The organism is Cedecea sp. Ae19-4 (assembly GCF_059801165.1).
This window is the reverse complement of sequence record NZ_JBCHWG010000001.1, coordinates 351,800-375,525: the sequence shown is the minus strand read 5'-3', so window position 1 is coordinate 375,525 and position 23,726 is coordinate 351,800. Positions and strand designations below refer to the sequence as shown.

The 23,726-nt window shown below is 49.1% G+C and carries 19 protein-coding genes and 1 tRNA gene; 9 read left to right on the top strand and 11 right to left on the bottom strand.

Annotated elements, in window-relative coordinates; genetic code table 11:
- Positions 1-118 precede the first annotated feature (118 nt).
- The 4 genes from malI to folD form a co-directional block, all read right to left on the bottom strand.
- Entirely contained in the window at positions 119-1,135 is a 1,017-nt protein-coding gene (gene malI / locus AAIE02_RS01710; protein ID WP_008455994.1) for a Mal regulon transcriptional regulator MalI, read from the bottom strand.
- A gap of 70 nt (positions 1,136-1,205) precedes the next feature.
- Complete coding sequence (locus AAIE02_RS01705; protein ID WP_498531874.1) at positions 1,206-2,705, bottom strand: PTS transporter subunit EIIC; 1,500 nt, start codon at positions 2,703-2,705, stop codon at positions 1,206-1,208.
- A 298-nt stretch (positions 2,706-3,003) separates the two neighbouring features.
- Positions 3,004-3,216 (bottom strand): ribosome-associated protein YbcJ, encoded by a 213-nt coding sequence (gene ybcJ, locus AAIE02_RS01700; RefSeq protein ID WP_008455991.1) that lies wholly within the window; start codon positions 3,214-3,216, stop codon positions 3,004-3,006.
- 2 nt (positions 3,217-3,218) lie between these two features.
- Positions 3,219-4,085 carry a bifunctional methylenetetrahydrofolate dehydrogenase/methenyltetrahydrofolate cyclohydrolase FolD gene (gene folD / locus AAIE02_RS01695; protein WP_008455989.1) on the bottom strand — a complete coding sequence of 289 codons (867 nt, stop codon included), beginning with the start codon at positions 4,083-4,085 and terminating at the stop codon, positions 3,219-3,221.
- A gap of 196 nt (positions 4,086-4,281) precedes the next feature.
- On the opposite strand from folD, the gene AAIE02_RS01690 reads away from it, so the two are divergent.
- A tRNA-Arg gene (locus AAIE02_RS01690) sits at positions 4,282-4,358 on the top strand.
- Positions 4,359-4,963: 605 nt separating this feature from the next.
- Here AAIE02_RS01690 and AAIE02_RS01685 read toward each other — a convergent pair.
- The 5 genes from AAIE02_RS01685 to ebgR all read right to left on the bottom strand — a co-directional run bounded on the left by AAIE02_RS01685 (position 4,964) and on the right by ebgR (position 12,805).
- Positions 4,964-6,397 carry an amino acid permease gene (locus AAIE02_RS01685; protein ID WP_498531873.1) on the bottom strand — a complete coding sequence of 478 codons (1,434 nt, stop codon included), beginning with the start codon at positions 6,395-6,397 and terminating at the stop codon, positions 4,964-4,966.
- A 182-nt stretch (positions 6,398-6,579) separates the two neighbouring features.
- The gene (locus AAIE02_RS01680; protein ID WP_498531872.1) at positions 6,580-8,013 is read right to left on the bottom strand and encodes an amino acid permease; all 1,434 of its coding nucleotides are present in this window, start codon (positions 8,011-8,013) and stop codon (positions 6,580-6,582) included.
- A 93-nt stretch (positions 8,014-8,106) separates the two neighbouring features.
- Positions 8,107-8,556, bottom strand: coding sequence for a beta-galactosidase subunit beta (locus AAIE02_RS01675; RefSeq protein ID WP_166875917.1), 450 nt, complete (start codon positions 8,554-8,556; stop codon positions 8,107-8,109).
- A complete protein-coding gene (ebgA, locus tag AAIE02_RS01670; protein WP_498531871.1) occupies positions 8,553-11,645 on the bottom strand; it encodes a beta-galactosidase subunit alpha in 3,093 nt (1,030 codons plus the stop codon). Before ebgA ends, AAIE02_RS01675 begins: the two co-directional genes overlap by 4 nt.
- A gap of 176 nt (positions 11,646-11,821) precedes the next feature.
- A complete protein-coding gene (ebgR, locus tag AAIE02_RS01665) occupies positions 11,822-12,805 on the bottom strand; it encodes a transcriptional regulator EbgR (RefSeq protein ID WP_166994518.1) in 984 nt (327 codons plus the stop codon).
- A gap of 493 nt (positions 12,806-13,298) precedes the next feature.
- On the opposite strand from ebgR, the gene AAIE02_RS01660 reads away from it, so the two are divergent.
- Positions 13,299-14,000 (top strand): EAL domain-containing protein, encoded by a 702-nt coding sequence (locus AAIE02_RS01660; RefSeq protein WP_498531870.1) that lies wholly within the window; start codon positions 13,299-13,301, stop codon positions 13,998-14,000.
- 211 nt (positions 14,001-14,211) lie between these two features.
- Here the strand turns inward: AAIE02_RS01660 and AAIE02_RS01655 are convergent, their stop codons facing one another.
- Positions 14,212-14,673 carry a YqeJ family protein gene (locus tag AAIE02_RS01655; protein ID WP_498531869.1) on the bottom strand — a complete coding sequence of 154 codons (462 nt, stop codon included), beginning with the start codon at positions 14,671-14,673 and terminating at the stop codon, positions 14,212-14,214.
- A 3-nt stretch (positions 14,674-14,676) separates the two neighbouring features.
- Positions 14,677-15,501, bottom strand: coding sequence for a winged helix-turn-helix domain-containing protein (locus tag AAIE02_RS01650; RefSeq protein ID WP_498531868.1), 825 nt, complete (start codon positions 15,499-15,501; stop codon positions 14,677-14,679).
- A 549-nt stretch (positions 15,502-16,050) separates the two neighbouring features.
- On the opposite strand from AAIE02_RS01650, the gene tssB reads away from it, so the two are divergent.
- Genes tssB through AAIE02_RS01615 form a run of 7 tightly spaced genes read left to right on the top strand, consistent with a single transcriptional unit; the run spans position 16,051 to position 23,725 of the window.
- Positions 16,051-16,539 (top strand): type VI secretion system contractile sheath small subunit, encoded by a 489-nt coding sequence (gene tssB / locus AAIE02_RS01645; protein ID WP_166994513.1) that lies wholly within the window; start codon positions 16,051-16,053, stop codon positions 16,537-16,539.
- An 11-nt stretch (positions 16,540-16,550) separates the two neighbouring features.
- Entirely contained in the window at positions 16,551-18,014 is a 1,464-nt protein-coding gene (gene tssC, locus AAIE02_RS01640; RefSeq protein WP_498532643.1) for a type VI secretion system contractile sheath large subunit, read from the top strand.
- Between the two features lie 41 nt (positions 18,015-18,055).
- Entirely contained in the window at positions 18,056-18,538 is a 483-nt protein-coding gene (locus AAIE02_RS01635) for a hypothetical protein (RefSeq protein ID WP_336818541.1), read from the top strand.
- A 46-nt stretch (positions 18,539-18,584) separates the two neighbouring features.
- Positions 18,585-19,007, top strand: coding sequence for a GPW/gp25 family protein (locus AAIE02_RS01630; protein ID WP_336708373.1), 423 nt, complete (start codon positions 18,585-18,587; stop codon positions 19,005-19,007).
- Complete coding sequence (gene tssF, locus AAIE02_RS01625; RefSeq protein WP_498531867.1) at positions 19,000-20,799, top strand: type VI secretion system baseplate subunit TssF; 1,800 nt, start codon at positions 19,000-19,002, stop codon at positions 20,797-20,799. The genes AAIE02_RS01630 and tssF overlap by 8 nt, the downstream gene beginning before the upstream one ends.
- Positions 20,790-21,752 (top strand): type VI secretion system baseplate subunit TssG, encoded by a 963-nt coding sequence (gene tssG, locus AAIE02_RS01620; RefSeq protein WP_336982198.1) that lies wholly within the window; start codon positions 20,790-20,792, stop codon positions 21,750-21,752. The genes tssF and tssG overlap by 10 nt, the downstream gene beginning before the upstream one ends.
- Complete coding sequence (locus AAIE02_RS01615; protein WP_498531866.1) at positions 21,746-23,725, top strand: type VI secretion system Vgr family protein; 1,980 nt, start codon at positions 21,746-21,748, stop codon at positions 23,723-23,725. Before tssG ends, AAIE02_RS01615 begins: the two co-directional genes overlap by 7 nt.
- The last annotated feature ends 1 nt before the right edge of the window (position 23,726 follow it).

The window sequence follows — 23,726 nt, the reverse complement described above, 5'->3', positions numbered from 1 at the left end:
CAGGCTGATTTCATGATTAATTGAAATAAAAATGAAAATAATGCGTTAATAATATGCCATTAATGTGGGTGAAAGGGATTAATAGCATAATAATAACGGACGGATAATATACTTCCCGTTATGCAGATTCGCGCGGCACCAGTTCACCAGAAATGATAATTCTCTGGGCAGGAAGTTCCGGCTGTTTAATTTTGCTGACAATTAATGCGGCAGCTTGTCGCCCGGTCTCTTCACTGGAGGCAGAAACATAGGTAAAGCTCGGCGAGGTCAGATTAATGTACATCATATCCTCAAAACCAATCAGCGAGACCTGCTGCGTTAAGAAAACGTCTTTCCCAACGGTACGACCCACTTGCTGAATACCGGTGATGGCGCCGATGATCGCCGCCGGAGAATGACACAGCATGGCGGTAATTTGGTTGCTCTTTTCCAGCATCAGGCGCGTGGCAAAAGCCGAAGCCGATGTGTCGTCTGCACATTCCGGCGCCCACTCTTCTCTGAACGGCAAGCCATACTGCTGCAGGGCGCTGCGGTAGCCAGACAGCCGCTCGGCGCGGATGAGACAGCTTTTTGTGCCTCCCAGCCAGGCAATATTGCGGTGGCCGCGCTCAATGAGAAAACGCGTGGCCTGGTTACCGGCCTGACGATTATCCCGCCCAATCACATCACGGGTGCTGGTAATGGTTGATTCAGAGATAACCACCGTGGGCAGCGGGCAGTCGGTAATGGCCTGGGGAACCTCAGCGGAGTGGCAGTCGGCGGCCAGATAAATGACCCCGGCTACGCCCTGCTGGCTAAACGAGGTCAGGCAGTTGCGCAGCTGTTGCTCTCCGTCGCGCGGCTGGCCAAGAAACACCATGTAGCCTTGTTTTTCGAGCTGCTGAACAACGCTCGCGGTGACGTTGACGGAGAAAGAGTTGTTAAAGTCACGAATAATCAGGCCAATCAGGTTAGAGGTGCTGGAACGAAGGTTGGCGGCGGCAACGTTATGCACATAGCCGAGTTCCTTGATAGCGGCATTGACCTTATCAATGGTCGCCTCAGAGATCTTGCCCTTCTGGCGAAGCACCAGCGAAACCGTCGAAACCGATACGCCCGCAAGCTCAGCGACATCAATGATGTTGACCTTTTTCATTCCACCCCTGTAACCGCACATCCATAAATTTCAGCCCCCTGAAACATACAGGAGGCCGAAAGGTATTACATTATTTACCGATCATCGTCGACATTGTCTGTGCAATAAATTGCGCTCTGGCACCAAATATGACCTGGATACCCGAATCGCCGACGAATACCACGCCGCGAGCGCCCAGGCTGTTCAGGCCGTCTTTGTCGACCATCGAACTGTCGTCCACTTCCAGGCGCAGGCGGGTAATGCAGGAGCCCACGGAGTTGATGTTTGGTGCCCCGCCCAGCAGGCCGATGATATCGCCCGCCAGTTCGGTGTCGGTTTTGTCTCCCGCGTTAGCGGTGACTTCGGTACGGCCCGGCGTTTTCACGTCGAAACGGCGAATCACGAAGCGCAAAGTGAAGTAGTAAATCAGCGCCATCGGCACGCCCACGACCACCGCCATCAGGAAGTTAGTCTGGTAGCCGTTGAACGACGGCAGGATCCCGAAGGAGATGTAGTCGATCATCCCGGCGGAGAACGATTTGGCGATATGGGCATGTAGCAGGTACATGCACATATAAGACAGGCCAGCCATCACCGCGTTGAACACATACAGAATCGGAGCCACGAAGATGAAGGTGAACTCAACGGGCTCGGTGATCCCGGTGAGGAAGCAGGTCAGCGCCGCGGAGAACAGAATACCGGAGGCAATTTTCTTATTCTTGGTGTTGGCTTCATGGTACATCGCCAGACAGGCCGCAGGCAGCGCGAACAGCATCAGCGGAAACTCGCCCTGCATGAATTTACCCGCATTCTGGTAGCTGTCGCTGCTGAAGGACTTCACGCCCTCTTCCAGCATTTTGAACCAAATCGTCTGGTCGCCGTGAATCACCTGCCCTGTATGGGTGGTGTATTCCCCGAAGGAGTACCAGAAGGACGGATACCAGATGTGGTGCAGGCCCAGCGGGATTAAAGCGCGCTCAACCAGCCCGAAGATAAAGGTTGATGCGGCCTGATTATCTCCGTTAACCACCACCGACAGCGCATCAATACCGGACTGAATGTACGACCACACCCACGGCAACACCATCCCCAACAGGAAGGAGAGAAACGCCGTCGCGATGGCGACAAAACGCTTGCCGGAGAAGAAGCCGAGGAATTCCGGCAATTGCATGGTGTGGAATTTGTTGTAGCACCACGCCGCCAGGATACCGGAGATTAGCCCGCCAAAAACGCCCATTTGCAGCGTCGGGATGCCGACCACCATGGCATATTTCCCGCCCGCAGAGGCCATTTCCGGCGTGATGTGCATGACGGTGCCAATGGTAATGTTGATGATAAACACCGACACCGCCGCCGACAGCGCGGCAATACCCGATTCTGCAGCAAGACCTACGGCAGAACCGATGGCAAACAGCATTGGCAGGTTATCGAAGATAACCCCGCCCGCGTTCATCATCAGCGGTAAGTGAAACTTATCGCCGAACGCCAGCAGTAAACCTGCGGCAGGCAGCAGAGAGATAGGCAGCATTAACGCACGGCCAATCATGGAAAGCTTTGATAACGATTTAACAACACTGGACAACAGACTCATGGACGTTTCCCCCGGTGCAGACGCAGTAACCGCGTTTTGTCTGTTCACGCGTTTTTATGGTAGGTAGAACGTTCTAGTAGAACGTTCTACCTAGAGTGCCGAAACGGTTTTTGCCCCGCAACTGAATTCTGCGCTGTTGCCATATTGTTATCGAATATTTGAAGTGACGCAGGTTTTTAAGCCTGGTATTGATAAGGTAATTGGGTTCTGAGGCGGGAAAGGCTCTGCAACTCTCCTTCACCCAAACGGCAAGGAGAGTTGATGCCAGCCCTTTTCGTTCTGAAAAGGGCGCGCGCGATTAAGGCTGAACGGTAATGCTCAGGCTCTCAAAGACGACGGTCTGCCCCGCCACAATTTTGCAGCGCTTGCGGGTTTCAACTTCACCGTCCACCTTCACGAGGCCTTCGGCAATCACCGCTTTTGCCTGCGCGCCGCTTTCACACCAGCCTTCCAGCTTGAGCAAGTCGCACAGTTCAACGTGAGGGTGTTTACCTAATGAGAAGGTCGCCATTATTACTCTCCATCAACATCATGATATTCCTCGCAGGCCTGCAAGGTATTCTGAATTAGGGTGGCAACCGTCATTGGGCCTACGCCACCCGGAACCGGCGTAATATACGAGGCTTTGGCGGCTGCTTCATCATAAATTACGTCCCCGACCACTTTCCCGCTTTCCAGACGGTTGATGCCGACGTCCACCACAATAGCGCCTTCTTTAATCCATTCACCCGGAATAAAGCCAGGTTTGCCCACGGCGACAATCACCAGGTCGGCGTTCTCAACGTGCTGGCGGAGGTTTTTAGTGAAACGGTGCGTTACGGTCGTGGTGCAACCGGCCAGCAGCAGTTCCATGCTCATCGGGCGACCCACGATGTTGGACGCGCCAATGATGACCGCGTTCAGGCCGTAGGTGTCGATGTTGTAGCGCTCAAGCAGCGTCACGATACCGCGCGGGGTACACGGACGCAGGCGCGGCGCACGCTGGCACAGGCGGCCAATGTTGTATGGATGGAAGCCATCCACGTCTTTGTCCGGGTCGATACGCTCAAGCACTTTGACGTTATCGATCCCGGCAGGCAGCGGCAGCTGTACCAGAATGCCGTCAATCTCGGCGTCCGCGTTTAGCGCATCGATCAGCCCTAACAGCTCCGCTTCGCTGGTGGTTTCCGGCAAATCATAAGAGCGGGAGACAAAACCAACCTCTTCGCAGGCTTTGCGTTTGTTCGCGACATAAATCTGGGACGCAGGGTTCGCTCCCACCAATACAACGGCCAGACCAGGGGCACGTTTTCCTGCGGCAACTCGGGCTTTTACTTTTTCAGCAACTTCAAGCCGGACCTGCTGCGCAATCGTTTTACCGTCAATAATCTTTGCTGCCATCAGAGAGAGAATTCCATCTGTAAACTTAAAGGAAGGGGGTTGCTGCTATTTTGTCAGATGCGCGGCCCGCTGTCAGGCACTGATGTAGGTTTATGCTCATTTGTCGCGCAGGTGGTTGAAAAGCCATTGACTCAAGAGGTGCTGACCGTATAATCCACCCCGCATCAAGCCGTAATGTTTCTCTGCATTACTCCGTGCGCCCTTAGCTCAGCTGGATAGAGCAACGGCCTTCTAAGCCGTAGGTCACAGGTTCGAACCCTGTAGGGCGTACCATTTTGACGTCAACACACCTCTACTGAATTCTTTTTTTCTCTGCCCCATTATCGTTCAGGCTCCCTTGTTGCAAGTCACTGTGAAACAACGCCACCACCGCATTGTCCATTCTTTTTTTGCCAGAACGTCCTGCTGCATGGCCTTGTTAAGGCTCAAGCCTGCCCCCCTATTTAAGGCGAAGATTTTCCTCTTAGAGCAACCTATATGTTTCCGTTCTGAAGGAGAGTGAGACGTTTCCATTCTTACCCACCCGGCATTGAATTAAAAAGCAAGAACCAGGGTTTTTATTGCACAACCCGAGCATAGGCTTACGGATAACCCGTTGAAATCACCCGGCGACACACATCAGGAAAATTAACAGAAAGATTCACACTGAGATTCGGAATCTCATGAATGAAATGGGGAACGTTATGAAGTTACTTGCCGGTAAAGTCGTTGCTATTACTGAGCCTTCGGCCGGGCGGTTGCCGTTTTGTTTGCCCTGCCGGTTTGTCAGTTTTGATTAATGATGTTCAGACCCAGTATGTCAAACTGCCCCCGGCTATTCTGGCCGGGGGCATCCAGCCTTTATGGAAACCAGCGTCTGCGATGACGTGCCGTTGAGATCAGACCGAATGCACCACCGGCCTGGCTTCCTTTACTTGCTCTTCTGTAGTTAATCCTTTGATGTATATGTTGTATTTCCACCATGCAAAGCCCAGGAAAATCACTATTCCCCCCACGTTATAGAAAACGATCGTCAATATATTGCCGCCGGTTGGGAACGTGGAGGCGATAAAACCGACGGTGAAAATCGCAATGAGCATTGAGACGATGGCCATGCCGGTTCTCTGCGATCCCATTTTAAAATCACGCGGCAGATGATCGTATTTACGGCGTAAATTGAGATACGCCAGCATGATGAACAGCGGGGGTAACATGGAAGCAGCGGCTGTCATGTTGATTATGGTGTTCATTAAATCCTGGACGGTGCTGGATCCCAGCATGGGGATAATCATCAGCGGGATCACAATCAGGAACTGAATCCAGGCGGCACGCGCGGGCACGCCGTTTTTATTTAGCGCCACGGTTTTTTCACCAAAAATACCGCCGGGGATTTCCGAGAAGAAGATTTTCACCGGCGTTGCCGTCCACATCAGCAGCGACCCAAACATCGCGGTAAATGACACCAGGCCCACGAAGCGGTTGACCACGATTTCCGGGAGACCGAAATAGACCGCCATGCCGTGGAAAACCTGTACCGATCCCCCGGTAAATTTCAGCTCTTTACTGCTGATAAAAACATTAATCAGCACCGAGGAGACGGAATACAGTAAGCCGATAAATATTCCGGCCAGGATTATCACTTTCACAAAGGATTTAGACCCGCCTTTCACGTCGTTGACGTACACGGCCACCGATTCGGCCCCGCCCGCCGCCATAAATATCCAGGTTGTGATCCCAAGAAATGCCCAGTTAAAGTTGGGAATCATCGCCTCTACGGAGATGGGGTCTGCCGGTTGAATACCGCCCACCAGCGCCGCCCCTGACAATAAGACATAGGAGAGCGTCAGCAGTAGCATCAGGGAGGATGTCACCGAGGTGATTGGCCCCAGCATTTTTGCCCCATTGGTTGAAACCCACGTTGATAAGGCGAACAGCGCCATGCTCAGCACCGTGGTGGCGACCGGCGTCAGCATGTATTCATACCCGAGGAACGCGTAGGATGCATAGGCGATAACGCGCGGCAGCAGAGAAGTGAAAAAGAACAGGTTAACAAACCAGTAAGTGTAGGCCGTAATAAAAGCCCAGCGGCCCCCCAGCGCGCTTTTAACCCAGGCATAAACCCCGGCCTCCGAGTTTTTATTCAGCGAAACAAACTCGGCGATGATTAAACAGAACGGAATGAAATAAAGCAGCGTGGCCAGGAAAAACATCGGCGCTGACGCTAACCCAAGCTCGATATTGTTATTAATGACGTTATTAAAACTGTACACGGCCGCGAACGTCAGGGAGAGCAGACCGAATTTACCGATAGTATTACGCTTCGTCTCAGACATAACACATCTCCACGCAGTCTTCAGGGCTGCGTTCTTTTGTAGGGAAGAGGACGTTAATTTTTATAATTTATTTTGGTAAAATTTTAGTAAAAAACACAAAGCCAGTTTGCTTTAACCCCATCGCGAAAATGGCGGGAGGGTGAAGGCTTAGCCAGCCGCAAAACGGCTGGCCAGGGGCGGAATTATTTCGATGGTCGGGAGGTGAAATCCGGGCTGCTCTGCCGCTTTGCCTTCTGTTTATTCTCAAAGCGACTGATCCACCACCAGGCCAGGCCCGAGAATACTGCCGTCATAAAGACGTTAATAAAGAACGCGTTGACCAGATCGACCCCCGGTGGGAATGCCGAGGCGGTCATGCTGACGACAAAGATCAGCATCAGCATGGAGACAACCCCCATCCCCACTTTTCTTGACCCCATACGGAAATCTCGCGGCGTGTCATCGTGTTTCCAACGGAAGACAAAGTAAGCCGCCATAATAAATATTGGCGGCAGCATGGCCGTGCCCGCCGTCAGGTTAATGGCCGTGTTCATCATTTGCTGGACGCTGGCGGAGCCAAAACCGTTGACGATAAGCATTAACAGTACGAAGACAAACTGCCACCAGGCCGCCCGTACCGGCACGCCGTGCTCATTCAGCTCAGTGGTTTTCTTGCCATAAATGCCTTCCGGAATTTCCGAGAAATGGATTTTGACCGGCGCGGCAGTCCACATCATCATGCTGCCGAAAATGGCAATAAACAGAATAATGCCGACAAATCGCCCCATTAATGCTTCAGAAACATGGAAATATGCGCCCAGGCCGGTGAAGATTTCTACCATACCGGCCGCATAGGTGAGATCTTCCCGCGCGACAAAAACGTTCACCAACAGCGAGCCCAGCGCGTACATGCCGCCAATCAGCACTCCGGCGGTAATGATCACTTTGATGAAGGATTTCTGGCCCCCTTTCGTGTCATTCAGATACGCCGCAACGGTTTCTGCCCCGCCTGCCGCCTGAAAAATCCAGCACATAATGCCCAAGGTGGCCCAGTTGATGGTTGGTGCCATCGCTTCCAGCGTGATCGGCTGCGCAGGAACGTGCCCGCTGCCCAACGCCGTTAATGCGCCGACCACGTAGATAGCAAACAGCGCAAAGACACCATAGGCCACGCACTCTGAGATTTTCCCCAGCCACGTCGCCCCTTTGGTCGAGATATGCGTCGCCATCGCAAACAGCACAATCGAAATCAACGACGTGATCATCGGTGAGAACGGAATGGCATAGCCCATGATGGCGTAGGAGGCGTAGGCGACCACGTTTGGCAGCAGCGACAGGAAAAAGAACAGGTTCACAAACCAGTACAGAAACGACCCCAGATAGGCCGCCCGCGTGCCCAGCGGCTGTTTCAGCCAGGCGTACATACCTGATTCAGAATTTTTATTCGCCGAAACAAATTCGGCGATGATAAAGACGAAGGGAATGAAGTACACCACCGTCGCAAATAAGAAAATCGGCGCCGAGCTTAGCCCTAACTCAATGTTGTTATTGACGATGTTTCGTACGTTAAAGACCGCCGTAAACGCCATCGACAGCAGGGCAAACTTGCCTATTTTTGCCCGAATGGATGTGGACATACGTCCTCCAAAAATTCACATCCCCGTCATGGGGAGGGTACAGGGAAGACCAGCGGAGTATACCGCTGGCCGTGGTACGCATCGAAACTGGCGTTATTTATTAAGGAAATAGCCGTCTTCAATCGTGACTCTGAGGACCACTTTTTTTACCCACTCATCGCTGATGAAACGGTAAGCTTCCTCGGGGTCGCAGATCACCATCTGCCCTTCGGTCACCGTCACGATGTCGCCGATGCCTTTCAGGTATTCCCGGTCGGTTTCGTCCCGGTAGCAGGCCACCGTTTTCAACTGCCCTTTCGGCGCAAACTCAATTTTTTGCCGACCCTGCAGGTAGTAGTGCACGTCAAAATAGCGACGACTCCCCACAAACAGCGCGTCGGTGCAGCTGTCGGTACTCACCCGGTATGAGAGGGAATCACCAATGGAATGGGCCACGCCGGGACGAATGTTGTCGACGTTATTGATAGCTTCCACGCAGCGCTGCCACTTCCGGCCGCTGTGATAGATCTGCTTAAACTGTTCTAAATTCTCGAGAACTCTCATTGTTCAGCCTCGCTATGTGAAACAGGAGAAAAGAAATCTGTGCCGAAATCGTGATTAACCAGCGCCTGCGAGGTGTTACGCCCGCCTTCCAGCGGCAACAGCGTAAAACCGTAGCTGAAGGCGTGGAGCCACACGCGCCAGCTGTCCAGCACCTCGCTTCCCCACGAGTTGGAGCCGAGTCCGAGCAGTTGAACGTCAAGGTTTAGCGTGATGTCGTCGCTGCGCTGCAGCTCATTGCAGTGCTGCGCGGCGTGCAGATTTTCAGCGGTGTAATGCCAGGCACTGAGGTTGATAGGCTGGCGCGGCACAACCAGCAGGCCGCTGCCGTGGCGATCGGTCAATGAAGCCCAGCGCACGTGCTGGCGATTGCCGTTATTCTGTGGGAAGGGATAATTGACGAACATGTCGTCCACGGTGGTATGCCAGAGGTCAATGATGTTGCTTTGCTGGCTGTCGGCATAGTTCTCGCCCGGGCCACGGCCGTAATAATCCACCTGTTCAAAGGCGCCGTTAATCCCTAACGTAAAGCCAATGCACGGCACGATATGCGGGTAATCACCATAGCGCTCGCCCTGCACTTCGACGTTGATATGCCCTTGCGGGGTGACCTGCCAGCGGTAGGTACAGCGCATACCAAAATCAAACACCGGCGGGGCGATGATAGTCTGCGTAACGATCGTCACGACATCGCCGTGCATTTCAGCGCTGAATCCGCGTAAATGCTCCTGCATAATCGGCAAATGTGCCGGCTGCCACAGCCCCTCGAACTCCTGCTTGTGGTTATCTATCATGGGCTTGAAGAAGTTAATCTTCGGCTCACGCGTCACCTGTTCGACCCCATTGACCAGCCACGCCGTAAGCTTGCCGCTGACTTTTGAGAACACAGCCTGGAAATTGTGGCCGATGACACGATAGCTCAGGCGGTCATCAACGATTTGCAGCGGCGTCGCGCTGGTATTGCAGTGCGGTACTTTTGCCAACGTGCTCGCTTTTAACGGGAACTGATAAACCGCAATCGGGTGGTTGGCTTCGCTATAGAGCGTGCGGGAGTCTTTGGTCACGGTGATATTGACGAAGGTTTCGCGTTCGTCGAGCGCAGGCAATGTTATGGCTACATCGCGGCCGCTGTTGGCCGCCAGCCCCTCAACTTTTAGCCGCTGGCTGGAAAGTGTCTGGCCTTCGGCGCGCACTTCGACGTTCAGGGTGTAATCGTCCAGGCTTGAGAACCACAGTTTATTTTCAACGTGCAGCAAGCCGCGCGAAAGATCTTCGGCCCGGACTTTAACCGGCGCAATAACCTGTTTGTATTCCTGCAGCCCCGGCCCGGGCGTTTGATCGGAGAAAATCAGCCCGTCCAGGCAGAAGTTATAGTTGTTAGGGTAATCCCCATAGTCACCGCCGTAGTTGTACCGCACCGCGCCAGTTTCATCGGTGGCCTGGATACCATGATCGCACCATTCCCAGACGTAATGCCCCTGGATACTTTCGTGCTGATAAAAGACGTTCTGGTACTCCGTTAACCCACCAGGCCCATTGCCCATGGCGTGGGCGTATTCACAGATAATGCGTGGTTTGGCATGGGGATATTCGCCAAACTCATTCATCAGCGGAACGCGGGTATACATGGTCGAGATAATATCGACGACCTCCGCATCACGATCTTCTTCGTAATGCACAAGCCGGGTGTCATCCAGCGCCTTTGTGGCGCGATACATCGCGCGGATATTGCAGCCGTAGCCAGATTCATTTCCCAGTGACCAGATGATGATCGACGGGTGGTTCTTCTGGGCATGGACGTGACGCACAATGCGCTCTACGTAGATGTGCTCCCAGGCGGGGTCGTCCGTGATGCGGCTCAGGTCACCGACGTTGGCAAAACCGTGCGATTCCACATCCGTTTCCGCCATGACGAACAGGCCATAGATGTCACACAGCTCATAGAAACGTGGATCGTTTGGATAATGTGCCGTTCGCACTGAGTTGATGTTGTACTGCTTCATTAGCTGCAGGTCTTTTTCAACACGATCCATCCCCACGGCCCGGCCTTTGAGGTGGTCATTGTCGTGGCGGTTAACGCCGTGCAGCATCACATAGTGATTGTTGATGTAGAAAAGGCCATCGCGGACCTTGATATCGCGGAATCCCACGCGCTGGGGAATGATTTCCAGCACCTCACCCATCGCATTTTTGAGCGTTATCACCAGTTGGTAAAGATAAGGATTTTCCGCCGACCACTGCTGAGGTGCTTTGACGTCAATCGAAAAGTCGATATTGAGCTGCCGATCAACCGTTAAATGCTCTTTCACCCCGCGATAAAGCGCGGTGTCGCCATCAAACAAGGTGTATTCCAGCGTGGCTCCGGCAGCCTGGGTTGTGAGGTTTTCCAGCATCAACTGGCAGGCAAGCGTCGCGTTGCGGTAGTCGTCGCTGAAATCGGTACGCAGCGTGAAATCCTGAACATGCAGGGGATGCTTCCCAACCAGGTAAACATCGCGGAAAATCCCCGCCGTCCACCACATATCCTGGTCTTCAATATAGGTCGAGTCAGCCCACTGCATGACGCGGACAGCCAGCAGGTTATCGCCGGTTTTCACCGCCGCGCTGATATCAAACTCGGCCGTCAGGCGGCTCCCTTTGCTGAACCCAACGTACCGGCCATTCACGTAGACTTCAAAGTAAGTTTCTACGCCATCAAATTTGATAATCGTTTGTTTATCCTGCCAGTTTTCGCCCAGCGTAAACATCCGCTGGTACGCCCCCGTTGGGTTATCGCTCGGCACAAACGGCACATCAATAGGGAAAGGAAAACCTTCGTCGGTGTACTGCAGCTGGCCGTGGCCTTCCATCTGCCACATTCCCGGCACGGTGATTGTGCCCCACTCCGCCATCAACTCTGTGCTAAATGCCTCTGGAACTAAGAGCGGATTAGTAAAGAAACGGAAGTTCCACTGCCCGCTAAGGGACAAAAAGTGGTTACTGTTTTCACGTACAAACGAGCGGGCCTTCGCCAGTGAATCATAAGCGAAGAAATAGGCGCGCGGCGGCAGCCTGTTTTCATGAGTAAGTTGCAGATTTTCCCAGCGATTCATCTCGCCTCCCTGTACTGACTAAATAATTACGTTTAATTTTAGTAAAATTTTTACCAAATAAAACGAGCGAAGGCCATTTGCTTTAACTCGATCACAAAATGAGCGTTCAGGACAGGGGGATATCGACAGACCAGGGAGACCACCGGAAAACGATTGTTCTCCGGCGTGAAAGTAAGCTAGTGCGTGGTACCGCGTAGTTTAAGCACGCTGGGAACAAAGACATTGAGCGGCAGGGCCCGGCCATCGCGGGCCTTTTCAACCAGCAGATTAACGCCCTGGCTGCCCATCATTTCGGAATGGATGCGCACCGTGGAAAGCGGCGGGAAGGTAAAACGTGCGGTGGGGATATCGTTCACGCTGATCAGCGAAATATCGTCCGGGATCTTTAGTCCGCGCTCGTGAATGGCACGTAATACGCCAATCGCAATGGAATCAGATGCCACAAAAAGCGCAGAGGGGTAATCTTCCTGGGCGAGCATCGTTTTTGCCAGTTCGTAACCTGATGAGCTCGAGAAACCACCGCGCCAGATGTCGCTCTCGGACACCACTCCCTTCAGGCGGCCATATTCAGCAAATGCTATCTCACGAATATCGGCTTTTCCCGGCCTATCCTGACCGCCAATAAAACCGATGCGCGACATGCCCTGGGCAATAAAGAAATCGATCACCTCTTTAGCAATGCGCACCAGGTCAATGTCTACGGCATCGTACTGGCTACCCGGTTCATGGAAGTCAATAAAGCAGAGATTATCTGTCATCGCGCGCAAGGTTTCGCGCGTCGCGTCGGAAGGCTGGCCCACCACCAGGACGCCGGTCACCTTTTTCATTTCAGGCAAAGAATGCCCGAGATAACAATTCGTTAGTTCGATCCCGAGTTTCTCACATTGCGTCTCAATACCGTGGCGAATAGCCAGATAGTAGGGATCGTTAATTTCCAGATCTTGCTGATAGCTGTAGAGAGCCAAAAAATGATGCTGTCCAACGGGATTAGCCAGCATTCTGCGCGAACTGCTGTTTTTGTATTCCAGCTTTTCCGCGATTTCAAGGATCCGCCGCTTGGTCTCTTCTTTCACATTCAGGCTGGGGTCGTCATTCAACACCCGTGAAACCGTCGCCAGCGAAACGCCCGCCTCAACCGCAATGTCTTTCAATGTCGCCATCTTTTTCCCTATCGGACGCAGCTCTTTGTTTGCCACATAGTGTAAAGCAAGCCAAGGGACATGCATCTGTTTTTAGTAAAAATAACCGTTTTTTCAGCCCTAACGGCTAGTAAACTCGATGAAAAAATACCGACGGTAAGCCTTTATGCATAGCAAACGGCGAAGTTCTCTTTTTCACGGACTACTGCGCATAAATCGCCCCATTAAGACTCTTTTTTCCGATGATAAAAAAATAAGAATTATTTTTAACACCCTCACGTTGTTCCACCAGGTGCTTAAGACTAAACAGGGAAAATTAAGTTTGTATTTATTTACTGGTAACAATTTTATCGTTAAAGTTTAGCCCTGCTTAGGGTCATTAAAAAGGAGCCAATCATTAAAAAAACATCAAAAAGACTGAAGACAATCAATAACAACTTCACCTGAAATTATCTGAAGGGAAATTATGCGGTATTAGTTTCTATTAGATTCAATACACTTATAAAGGCTTACAGTGTTTAAATATATTATAGAACCGTATTCACAGCCAGTGACAAACTGTAACACAGGCCGCATTATTGGCTTTGAAATATTACTTAGGGTGATGAAGGAAACGCCCATTAAAAAATACCTATCACCAGACTCACTGGTACACACCTTCAAGTCAAACGTAGAATACAACCACTTGACGATATGCTTAATGAGCCATGTCAATGAGCGAATAGAGGAGATCACTGACAAGCTATCGCCTGATGGCTTCATCAGCTTCAATATTATTCCCAATCAACTATTATCCAACTCTTTCATGAAGTATTTGCTCTCGTTCAGGAAAAAGATAAGAGAAGACATAAAACTCGTTCTGGCGCTGGTGGAAGGCAATGGAGCAATACTGACAGATAGCATGATTGATGCAATAAAATCACTGTCAGAAAACAATATAGATATTGCAATTAATTTTTGCAACAACTCCATATCCATAAAATACATTGAAGCAATGGGGTTTTATATGCTCAAACTCGACAGGGAATTGTCTCTAACGCATGGTAACAGTCTGATTTATGAAAGTACGATAAAATCGTTAGTTTATTTATCCTCTCTGGTCAATACCATACTTGTTGCTGAGGGTGTTGAAACAAAAACCCAAAGAGATTTACTTCATAAATGCGGAGTAAATTATATGCAAGGATACTATTTTGGCGCACCGGTATCAATTTAGAAGACACTACCATCCAGGTCAATTAAATAAATAGATCAATGCAAAAAAATGGCATTCACTGAATAACAATGACATTCTAATTTAACATTAAGCAACACCATTTCATCACTATTAAATAAAAATTAAATATATAGGAAAAGACCACCCCACGCTTGAGGTGGCATAACGTATTTTTTTAAGAAAGCCTGAACTATAAATGAATGGAGCTATATTATCGCTTGCAGAAAAATACCGGAACCCCTCCTCTTAAAAAAAGGTAATCGTCTCCCTGAGGAAGAATATCATAAATCACACTCGACCCTTTATTATAATAAAACTCCGGCAAAATCCTTTCAATTTTTTCTTTTTCATCACTTAGTTCAACTGTATTTTTTGTTGCAGTCAGTACAAATGATTCTTTAACCCTCCTAACATCAAACATTGTAGAAATAACAATATTACTGACTTTAGTTGAATCACTTTCGAGTACTCCACTTAGAACAGCCGTTCCTTCACTGCCGGAAAATGTCATTCGCGCATTAGCATGAAGCACAACGTCATTGTAGGATACAGAATATACCCCATTACAGCTAAAGTGATTGGCATGATAACGCCGTAGCCCGCCCACCGATATGACAACAATAAGTAAAAAAACAAGAAATGATATCATCATTAAATATCGTCTATTATTCACACATCAACTCCCCACAAAAAAACAAGCTGACTTGCAACTATTTTTTTTATTGCTTCCCAGCGGCTGCGCACATGAAATAACAGAAATATCAGAAAATAGATTACTGTAGGAAACATAATTCCATGGCGTTCTTTCACATTTGCTGATTAACTTATCGGTAACAAACTTGATATCTCTTTGTGTCGTTACTGAGGTATATATATTGCATCCATCATTATTAAGGTACGCATGATAGCTAAGAAAGTACGAAGACTGACGTGATGTACTGGAAACAAATAACGCCGAGGCAATGGTAGTCAAGACAGCCAATGAAATGATGGCCATAGGATGGAGCATTTTATTTTTTACAACGTCGTTTGCAGCAACATTAACACCAGGAGCTGGCTCTTTTTTTACCTCTATCGGATTTTCATGGCGCTCATGGCTTTCATGGCTTTCATGGCTTTCATCATACTCAACTTTCTCCGAAGGAATTTTTTCAACTTTTATCTCGGTATCTATCGAAAAACCTATTCTGGGGATTGTTTTTATTAAATTGAGACCTGGACTTAACTTTGATAGCGCGCGGCGAATGAGCGAAATATTTTGATATAGATTGTTGGGTGTGATCATGCTCTCATTTTCACCCCAGACATATGAGTATATAGTTGCCTGGTCAACGATTCCGTTGCGTGATATTAGCAAAAGAAAGCATTTTGTTGTGGGGGTATTAAGAGTTTCAACATTGGCTTCGTCATCCACACGATACAAAACTCGCTTATCAGGATTGAAGATTATCTCATCATTTATCATATAGTTATATGAACCACTTGAGCTACACTGCTCCATTTCCACTTATCCTTAGTCTCCAATAGGCATGTATTCAACTCCGTGTACTATTCAATTATGAGAAACCACAATAGGCAACAGTACCGGAGAAAGGACCATACCCAAATAATGATCTTAACACAAAGACAAAAAGCTAAACAAGTTAAGGCCCATCTTAATTAAGAGCGGAAATTTAATTTCCTACACATTCATTTTTACTGTTTTGATTAATAATGATTAATTAATAACATTTTCATTGCTAAGAAATACACCTTCCTGTCTAATTTCCCAACTAACGGATAATGGCGATTACACTTGCCGGTCACAGACATGATAAATAAGGATCATAGCAATATCATTTCATGATTCTGATTCTGATTCTGATTCTGATTCTGAGGATTTAGCTATAAAAACCTCAGTAGAGTTGTTAAATATTTGTTTGTCATCGGTGTTTTCTTTCATAACACCGCATTTAAGAAATGGCTTCCAACGGCCTTGACGCTAACTGCATGGCTTTTTTTTTGCTAAATAATGTTTTAACACTCAATCTTTTATTTAATGGATAAACTCATGAGCAATACACAACATAAACTGGATAAAGCTCGCCCACCGCGAGTACAAATTACCTATGATGTTGAAATAGGTGATGCACAAACGGCAAAGGAACTCCCTTTGGTTGTGGGTGTGATGGGTGATTTCACCCAAAGTTCCGATACATTGAAAGATCGTAAATTCATTAATGTTGATAAAGACAACTTTAATGAGGTTATGCGTTCAATGAAACCTGAAGCTGAGTTTTTGGTGGATAACACGCTTACAGGTACGGATGGAAAACTGGCCGTTTCGCTGACCTTCAATAGCATTGATGATTTTTCTCCAGACAATGTTGTACGCCAGGTAGAACCGCTTAAAAAGCTCATGGATTTACGTGAGCAGCTTAGCGATCTTAAAAATCGGGCTGCAAGTAATGAACGTCTAAAAGAACAACTCCTGGAAATGGCTACAGAGCAAAATACCTTAGCAGGTAAAACTGAGATAGGTGGGGACGATCAAGAATGAGCACCGAACAAATGCAGGAAGCAGTGGTAGAATCCTCGTTTAACGATGATTATCTTAATCAGGTTATCGATAATACCCAGGCTATTCGTCGTGAGTCCGACCGCGACCGTATGAAGTCTCAGCTGAATAATTTCCTGTCCGAAGTCCTTTCCGGCGAAGTTGTTATCTCCAGCGATCTGATTGGCAGTATTGAACAGCGAATTGCCGCTATTGACGCCCTGCTGTCTGAACAAGTGAGCCAAATTATTCATGCTCCAGAGTTTCAGAAAAAAGAATCTTCCTGGCGCGGTTTGCATAAACTCATCCAATCCAGCGTAACTGAAAATACGCAGGTTCGCTTGCTGCAATGTACCAAGCAGGATCTGATTAAAGATTTTAAATCCGCCAGTGATTTTGACCAGTCGATGCTCTTTAAGTGTGTTTACGAAAGTGAGTATGGCACATTTGGTGGCACACCTTTTTCTGCCTTTGTCGGTGATTTCCAGTTCGACAATACCCCTCAGGACATCTCTTTACTGGAGCAAATTTCGCACGTTGCCGCTGCGGCACATGCACCGTTCCTTAGCGCCGTAGCCCCTGGCATGCTGTCAATGAATGATTTCTCGGAGATCCCACGCCCGCGCGATCTTGCAAAAATGTTCGACACCACCGACTACGCCCGCTGGCGTTCTTTCCGTCAAAATGACGACAGTCGCTATATTGGCCTTACGCTGCCTCGCGTCCTTGGCCGACTCCCTTACGGTACAAAAACAATTCCGGCGGAAACTTTCACTTTTGAAGAGTCCATCAAGGAAGACGCCGCAGGACAGGATTACCTCTGGATTAACTCCGCGTGGGAACTCGCGGGTCGTATTGTTGAATCATTTGAAGAATATGGCTGGTGTGCATCCATTCGTGGTGTAGAAGGCGGCGGACTGGTCAAGTCACTGCCGGCTTATACCTATGTTTCTGAAAGCGGAGAGCGTACTTTGCAGTGCCCAACGCAGGTAGCCATTTCCGATCGTCGCGAAAAAGAACTGTCCGATCTTGGTTTTATTCCCTTAGTACATTGTAAAGGCACCGACTATGCAGCCTTTTTTGCCGTACAGTCTTTTAATAAACCACGTCTTTACAATTCCGATGAAGCAAATGCCAACGCTCGCTTATCAAGCCAGCTACCTTATTTGCTTGCGACATCCCGTTTTGCGCATTACCTCAAATCTATCGTCAGGGACAAAGTTGGTAGCTTTATGTCCCGCAGTGAATGTGAGGAATATTTGCAGAAGTGGATCATGCAATATGTCGTCGCCTCAGATAATGCAGGCCCTGAAACCAAAGCACGTTTTCCACTCCGTGAAGCCCAAATTAATGTTGTAGAAGTACCAGGATTACCGGGTACCTACAAAGCAATTGCATGGTTAAAACCTCATTTCCAACTTGAGGGATTAAGTATGTCTCTACGCCTGGTAGCTGAATTGCCATCTGCTGCGGGCTAATTATTTCATGTTGTTAATATCACCACTAGAGGAAGTTTTTTATGGCTAAATTGCAAGACTGCCAATTTATTGAAGTTAAGATTGATGGAAAAACCATTGCAGGCTCTTCAGAAGAGAAGAAATACAGCAAATGGATGGAGGGCTACGCCCCTGCTGGCCTGAATACTTTTTCTGGCCCTGATGGAACCTATTTTGACTCCGTTCAGATGTCTATTCTGGTAACGAAAGAAACCAGCAAAATATTTGAAAACTATCTAAAAAGAGGTCACAAAGACGTTACGATCACCATTGTACACCGTGGCTCTGATAAATTTGACGCAGACTATGAAATACAGCGCGCCGTATATTCCACTTGTACAATTCAAAGCCTTAGCTTTGAAATGCGTGACCAACTTTTCATTAACCTGACCTTCTCATTTGAAGGAATGGTTGAAGTTGTCTTTAACGTTGCCAATGCTACAGAATCAGGCCTCGATAAGATTGGACCGATTAAATATAGCATTCCAGAAAAAGTGCTGAAATAAAAATCTCCCGCCCATAGTCCCTATGGGTGGGAACAGGAACGCCATAATGATACCTTCGCTTCTTTCCAGACTCAGTGATAATCATCCTTTTGAACTTGAGGATGATTACTACTGTGAAGAAAGGCCAGAGGATACATTATTAAAAGAGTTGATGATGCTGCTGACTTCCCGCTCACGCACTCCGGACATTGAAACGGTCCAGTATGTTAACGCATCGATATTAAATTATGGCATAGACGAATCATTCAGCAGAGTACATGAAGTAAATACGCGTAAATCAACAATAGAAAAACGCTTAATGAATACTATTGACAGATTTGAACCCCGTCTGACAAGCATTTCGGTAGCAAGCCATACGGGCAATAACCAAAACATTATTTTCACGCTGCAAGGATATTACGATCAATCCCCTGTGCTCTTCGAGCTGGAATGGGACGACTGTAACGGAAGATTTTATCTCCATGAATAAATTACTTTCTTATTATCAGAAAGAACTTCGGTTTTTAAAGGAACACGGAAAGGTTTTTGCATACCGTTTTCCGAAAATCGCGCGTCGTCTCGGATTTGTTGAAGGTGAGTCAGAAGACCCTCATATCAGTCGCCTCATTGAGTCTTTTGCACTATTAACATCCCGCATCCATCAACGGCTGGATGATGACATCCCCGAAGTTGTTGATGCATTACTCAACACCCTTGCACCTCAATTTCTACGGACATTACCGTCAACGTGTATTGTAACGATCACGCCGGATATTTTGCGTTCCGGAATTACTGACAAAAATAGGTTTGATGCAGGTACGTCTCTTTTTACACGACAAAGCCCAGAGCTACCTTATCAATTTCAAACAATCTATCCGGTAACGTTGTTACCTTTGTCTGTTAACGAGGCAAAGCTTAGTTTTGACAGCGATGCGTTAAGCTGGAAACTACAATTACTTTTCCAGGTTTGGCCTGGAGCAAAACTGGCTAACGAGCGAGTGCGTATTTATCTGCATGGTCCTGTTAATGCCGTAAATACGCTTTACACTTTACTCTGCTCTGAGGTTGAAAGGTTATTTCTCCGCCAAAATGATATCAGCATATCTTTAGAGCCCCATGTATTGTCCTCAGTGGGATTTGATGCTGGTGAAGCGCTGCTCACGCCAGATCCCCGGATCGCCCCCATTCATATCTTATTAATGGATTATTTTTGGTTTCCACAGAAGTTCTCTTTTATCGACATTCAGCTTCCTGATGGCTTCAGCGTACAGAGCAATGGGGTATTTGAATTACAGGCAGTAATAAAACGGAATGCATTAACTGAACGTCTGGAAAAACTGGCCGAATTAGTCGACAAAAACTTTTTCCGCCTCAACTGCACGCCAGCCATTAATCTATTTCCGCAGCGAGCAGAACCGATCACGCTGACCAATAGCCAGCCAGACTATCCCATTGTGCCCGATGCTCGTCATCAAAATCAGATTCATGTGTGGGCAGTGCATCAAGTTTCCCTGCAGCGGAAAGTGAATAACACTATTGAACATCTGCCCGTGCAGCCTCTCTTAGAGAGCCACGTTGCCTCCGCCAACGAGCAGGACGCTGGACTTAGCTGGCAGGTATTACGTCGTGAACTCCCCACCGGAAACAGTCTGGAATTAAAACATTTTATCGCATTTAGCGAACACAAAACGCGTCAACCTTCTGAAAGCCCAGAAATTATTACCATCAACACGACCTGTACTAACCACGGGCTGCCACATCAACTGCAGTATGGTCATCATGAGGGCGATTTTGACTCCTCAGCCCCTATTGCAGGATTGAAGATTACCTGCCTCACGCACCCTACCAGCCCGATAAGCCCACTGGAAAAAAGCGCTCTGCGCTGGCGTTTCCTTTCACAGCTTTCACTCAATCATCAGTTGCTGGATGGCGCGCATGGGGCTCAACGCCTGAAAGATATGCTGGCACTTTACAATATTGCAGGAGACACCGAAAAAGCCCGCCTGGTCAATATGATAAAGCACTTATCCTGTGAACCCGTGACGGCCAGGCTGATTAGCAACGATCCTCACTCGCTTGCACGGGGAATATCAATATCCCTGACGTTTTGCCACGATGCGTTGGGAGAACCCGATTATTACCTGCTTTGCTGCTTACTCGATCGCCTGTTGGCGCTTTACGCACCGGTCAACAGCTTCACCCGCCTGACAACCGTCATTGAACAAGAATCACAAACCACGCGCATCTGGCCCGTGAGAGCGGGGAGACTGTCATGGCTATGATCCCCGTTATCAGCAAATTCAACTGGTACCAGCAGATCCGCTTGCTGCTACGTAAGCTGAGAAAGGGCAATATTCCTGATGAAAAGCTGCTTGATGAAAAACTGCGAATAACATCCACACTTTCGATGGATGCACCCGATGGGCAAGTCGAAGCCCTGAGTCAGGCCTCTCATGATGCCCCCATCGCAGTTAGTACCTGGATCAACGGATTAACGGGTGCAATGGGTGCACTTCCAACGGCGTATACGGAATGGATGATTGAACGCCAGTACCGTTACAGCGATCTCAGCGCTAAAGCCTTTATCGATCTCTTCGGGCACCGCCTTTACTGCCTTGATTACCTGGCATGGCAAAAGCATCACCTTTGCGCCCAGGCAGAATCTCAAGAGGAAAAACCGCTGCAGCTTGCGCTGCTATCGCTAACAGGCCTGCTGGCTGAAGCTAACGCGCAGGCGCTAACAATGCATGCCCCTCTTTTTTCATCCCCCGTGAGATCAATGGTGAATCTTGAGCGCTGGCTTAGCCAAAGATTTGGCGTTGAGGCCAGCATCGTGCCCTTCACTGGCGGATGGCGCGAAGTGAAAAAAGAAGAGCGCTGCCAACTGAATAACCCAACCCAAACATTATCCACGGCGCCAATGATTGGAAGCGCGCGCCTCGAAGTCCATTCCCATTTCGACGTGATACTTGGCCCCATGTCACCAGAAGTATCACGCCAGTTTGCCTCTTCAGGCCAGGCCAGAGAGGCCGTCTGGTCTTGCATCCGGGACTATGTCGGTCCCGTGGTGGATTTCTCTGTCTCTCTGGTAATCAGTAGCGCCAACCTGGCGCCGCGTGGGCTTGGTATGAGTGCCTTAGGGTTAGATCTCTGCGTTGGACAAAATAACGAGTCGCACTTGCATCTGGTACGGCTCCCTGCCCCTGTCCTCTCATCAGGATGTACTTCATGTTAAATAGCAATCAACTTAAAACGGATCAGGAAAACCACTTCATTCGGTGGAATGGGGATATTGCCAACGACCTGCGCCTCGTTTCTCTGGCTGGAAAGGAGTCGTTGTTCGTTCCTTATGAATACGAACTCCATTCGTTGACGCATAAAAAGGAAGCGGAATTACTGCGCTGGCACGGGCAGGAAGTTTCCTGCCAGATAGGGGGCGGCGGTAATGAACTCCCCCAGCGCGTTTTCCATGGCGTTGTGACCCGGATTCGCTATGCCCAACGCACATCTGAAGAAGGCGAATGCATCCTGACGCTGGAGCCTGCATTTTCTCAGCTGAAACACGGCCGGGGAATGCGCGTCTGGCAAAATATCAGCGTACCGGATCTGGTTCATGACTTGCTCAATGAACACAAGATTAGCCAGCTAGACCTTCAGCTCAACGGCACGTATGACAAACGCGAATATTGCGTGCAATACCGCGAATCGGCCTTTGACTTTATTCAGCGGCTTTTGCAAGACGAAGGGATCTACTACTACTTCAAACACAGTGAAAGCGGGCACACCTTAGTCCTGACCGATCACGCAGCCGGCCATAAGCCGACGCCTGGAAAAGCGTTACTCTGGCACCATCATGGCGATGTGATTTCTGAGGGCACCATCACCAAACTTGAGTCCTCGGCAACGCTGCTTCCTGGAGGCGTGGCGCTGCATGGCGTCAATATGCAGCAGTCTGCTGCAATTGAAGATCTACAAAAAACCAGCGGCAAAGCGGCTAACAACGAGTCCGTCATGTTTGTCGACATCACCCCGCAGGGTGAACGCGCGCTGATTACTCAGGAAGCCAAAAACACCCTTGCGGCCTATGAAGCCAATAATCAGTTCTTTTCTGCAACAGTGCAGGCTCACTGGTTAAATGCAGGGGAAACGTTTGATCTTAAAGAACATCCCGCCGGAGACCAGGCATACCTTATCCACGCGATAAGCATTGTGGTAAGCAATGATTTTGATGGCAGCAGCAGTAGCCAATGCCAGATTGAAGCCACCCACGCCGACAAGCCCTGGCATCCCCCTTTTCTCCACCAGCAGCCTCAAATCCCAGGCATTCTGACGGCCACCGTCGTCGGCCCCGACTCGGAAGAGATCCACACCGATGAGTATGGCCGTATCAAAATCCAGTTCCCCTGGGATAAAGAAAACAAAAACGACGATGCCAGCTCCTGTTGGGTGCGCGTGGCGCAAACCTGGGCCGGTGGGAAGTTTGGGGCGCAGTTTATTCCCAGAGTCGGTAGCGAAGTTCTGGTGAGCTTTATCCAGGGAAATCCCGATTATCCCCTGGTCACCGGTACGGTCTACAACGGTCAAAACAAACCACCTTTCGACCTGCCGGCGCAAAAAACACAGAGCGGATTCGTGACCCGCAGTGCAACAAAAGGCAGCGTCGAAGACGGGCACCGCCTGAGCTTCGACGACAAAAAGGGCGAAGAGTTAATGACCATTGTCGCTCAGAAGGATCTCGAGCTGACCGTTAAAAATGATGTTACCAGCACCATCGCAGCCAACCGCAGCACCGAACTCACCAAAGGTAATGACCTGCTGCTGCTGAAAGAGGGAAATTTGAACCTCACCCTGGAAAAAGGGAACTGGCAACAGGAAATCAGCGGGAACATCACCACCAAAATTAAAAATGGCCACTACATCCTGGACGTCGCAGGCGGCAGTGGCAGCGTCAAAGTGGAGAAAGCGCTAAGCATTGAATCCACACAGTCTATCGAACTAAAAGTCGGCAACAACAAGATAGCCATTTCAACCAGTGGCATCACCATCAACGGTACAGCATTCAAGGTTGAAAGCAGCGCTGGCGCTGAATTGAAAGGCGCCATGGTGAAAGTTGAAGGCAGTGGAACCGTCGAACTTAAAGGCGCGATGGCCACCGTTTCTGGCAGCGGCATGACCACTATCTCTGGCGGCATTATCAACATTGGATAAA

Excerpts from the sequence above, each read along its gene's own strand:
- AAIE02_RS01630 (WP_336708373.1), top strand. The coding sequence starts at position 18,585 with ATGATACCTTCGCTTCTTTCCAGACTCAGTGATAATCATCCTTTTGAA.
- tssF (WP_498531867.1), top strand. The coding sequence starts at position 19,000 with ATGAATAAATTACTTTCTTATTATCAGAAAGAACTTCGGTTTTTAAAG.
- AAIE02_RS01675 (WP_166875917.1), bottom strand. The coding sequence starts at position 8,556 with ATGAGAGTTCTCGAGAATTTAGAACAGTTTAAGCAGATCTATCACAGC.
- AAIE02_RS01680 (WP_498531872.1), bottom strand. The coding sequence starts at position 8,013 with ATGTCCACATCCATTCGGGCAAAAATAGGCAAGTTTGCCCTGCTGTCG.
- tssC (WP_498532643.1), top strand. The coding sequence starts at position 16,551 with ATGCAGGAAGCAGTGGTAGAATCCTCGTTTAACGATGATTATCTTAAT.
- folD (WP_008455989.1), bottom strand. The coding sequence starts at position 4,085 with ATGGCAGCAAAGATTATTGACGGTAAAACGATTGCGCAGCAGGTCCGG.
- AAIE02_RS01615 (WP_498531866.1), top strand. The coding sequence starts at position 21,746 with ATGTTAAATAGCAATCAACTTAAAACGGATCAGGAAAACCACTTCATT.
- AAIE02_RS01635 (WP_336818541.1), top strand. The coding sequence starts at position 18,056 with ATGGCTAAATTGCAAGACTGCCAATTTATTGAAGTTAAGATTGATGGA.
- tssG (WP_336982198.1), top strand. The coding sequence starts at position 20,790 with ATGGCTATGATCCCCGTTATCAGCAAATTCAACTGGTACCAGCAGATC.
- AAIE02_RS01685 (WP_498531873.1), bottom strand. The coding sequence starts at position 6,397 with ATGTCTGAGACGAAGCGTAATACTATCGGTAAATTCGGTCTGCTCTCC.
- tssB (WP_166994513.1), top strand. The coding sequence starts at position 16,051 with ATGAGCAATACACAACATAAACTGGATAAAGCTCGCCCACCGCGAGTA.
- malI (WP_008455994.1), bottom strand. The coding sequence starts at position 1,135 with ATGAAAAAGGTCAACATCATTGATGTCGCTGAGCTTGCGGGCGTATCG.
- ebgR (WP_166994518.1), bottom strand. The coding sequence starts at position 12,805 with ATGGCGACATTGAAAGACATTGCGGTTGAGGCGGGCGTTTCGCTGGCG.
- AAIE02_RS01650 (WP_498531868.1), bottom strand. The coding sequence starts at position 15,501 with ATGGAGCAGTGTAGCTCAAGTGGTTCATATAACTATATGATAAATGAT.
- ebgA (WP_498531871.1), bottom strand. The coding sequence starts at position 11,645 with ATGAATCGCTGGGAAAATCTGCAACTTACTCATGAAAACAGGCTGCCG.
- AAIE02_RS01705 (WP_498531874.1), bottom strand. The coding sequence starts at position 2,705 with ATGAGTCTGTTGTCCAGTGTTGTTAAATCGTTATCAAAGCTTTCCATG.
- ybcJ (WP_008455991.1), bottom strand. The coding sequence starts at position 3,216 with ATGGCGACCTTCTCATTAGGTAAACACCCTCACGTTGAACTGTGCGAC.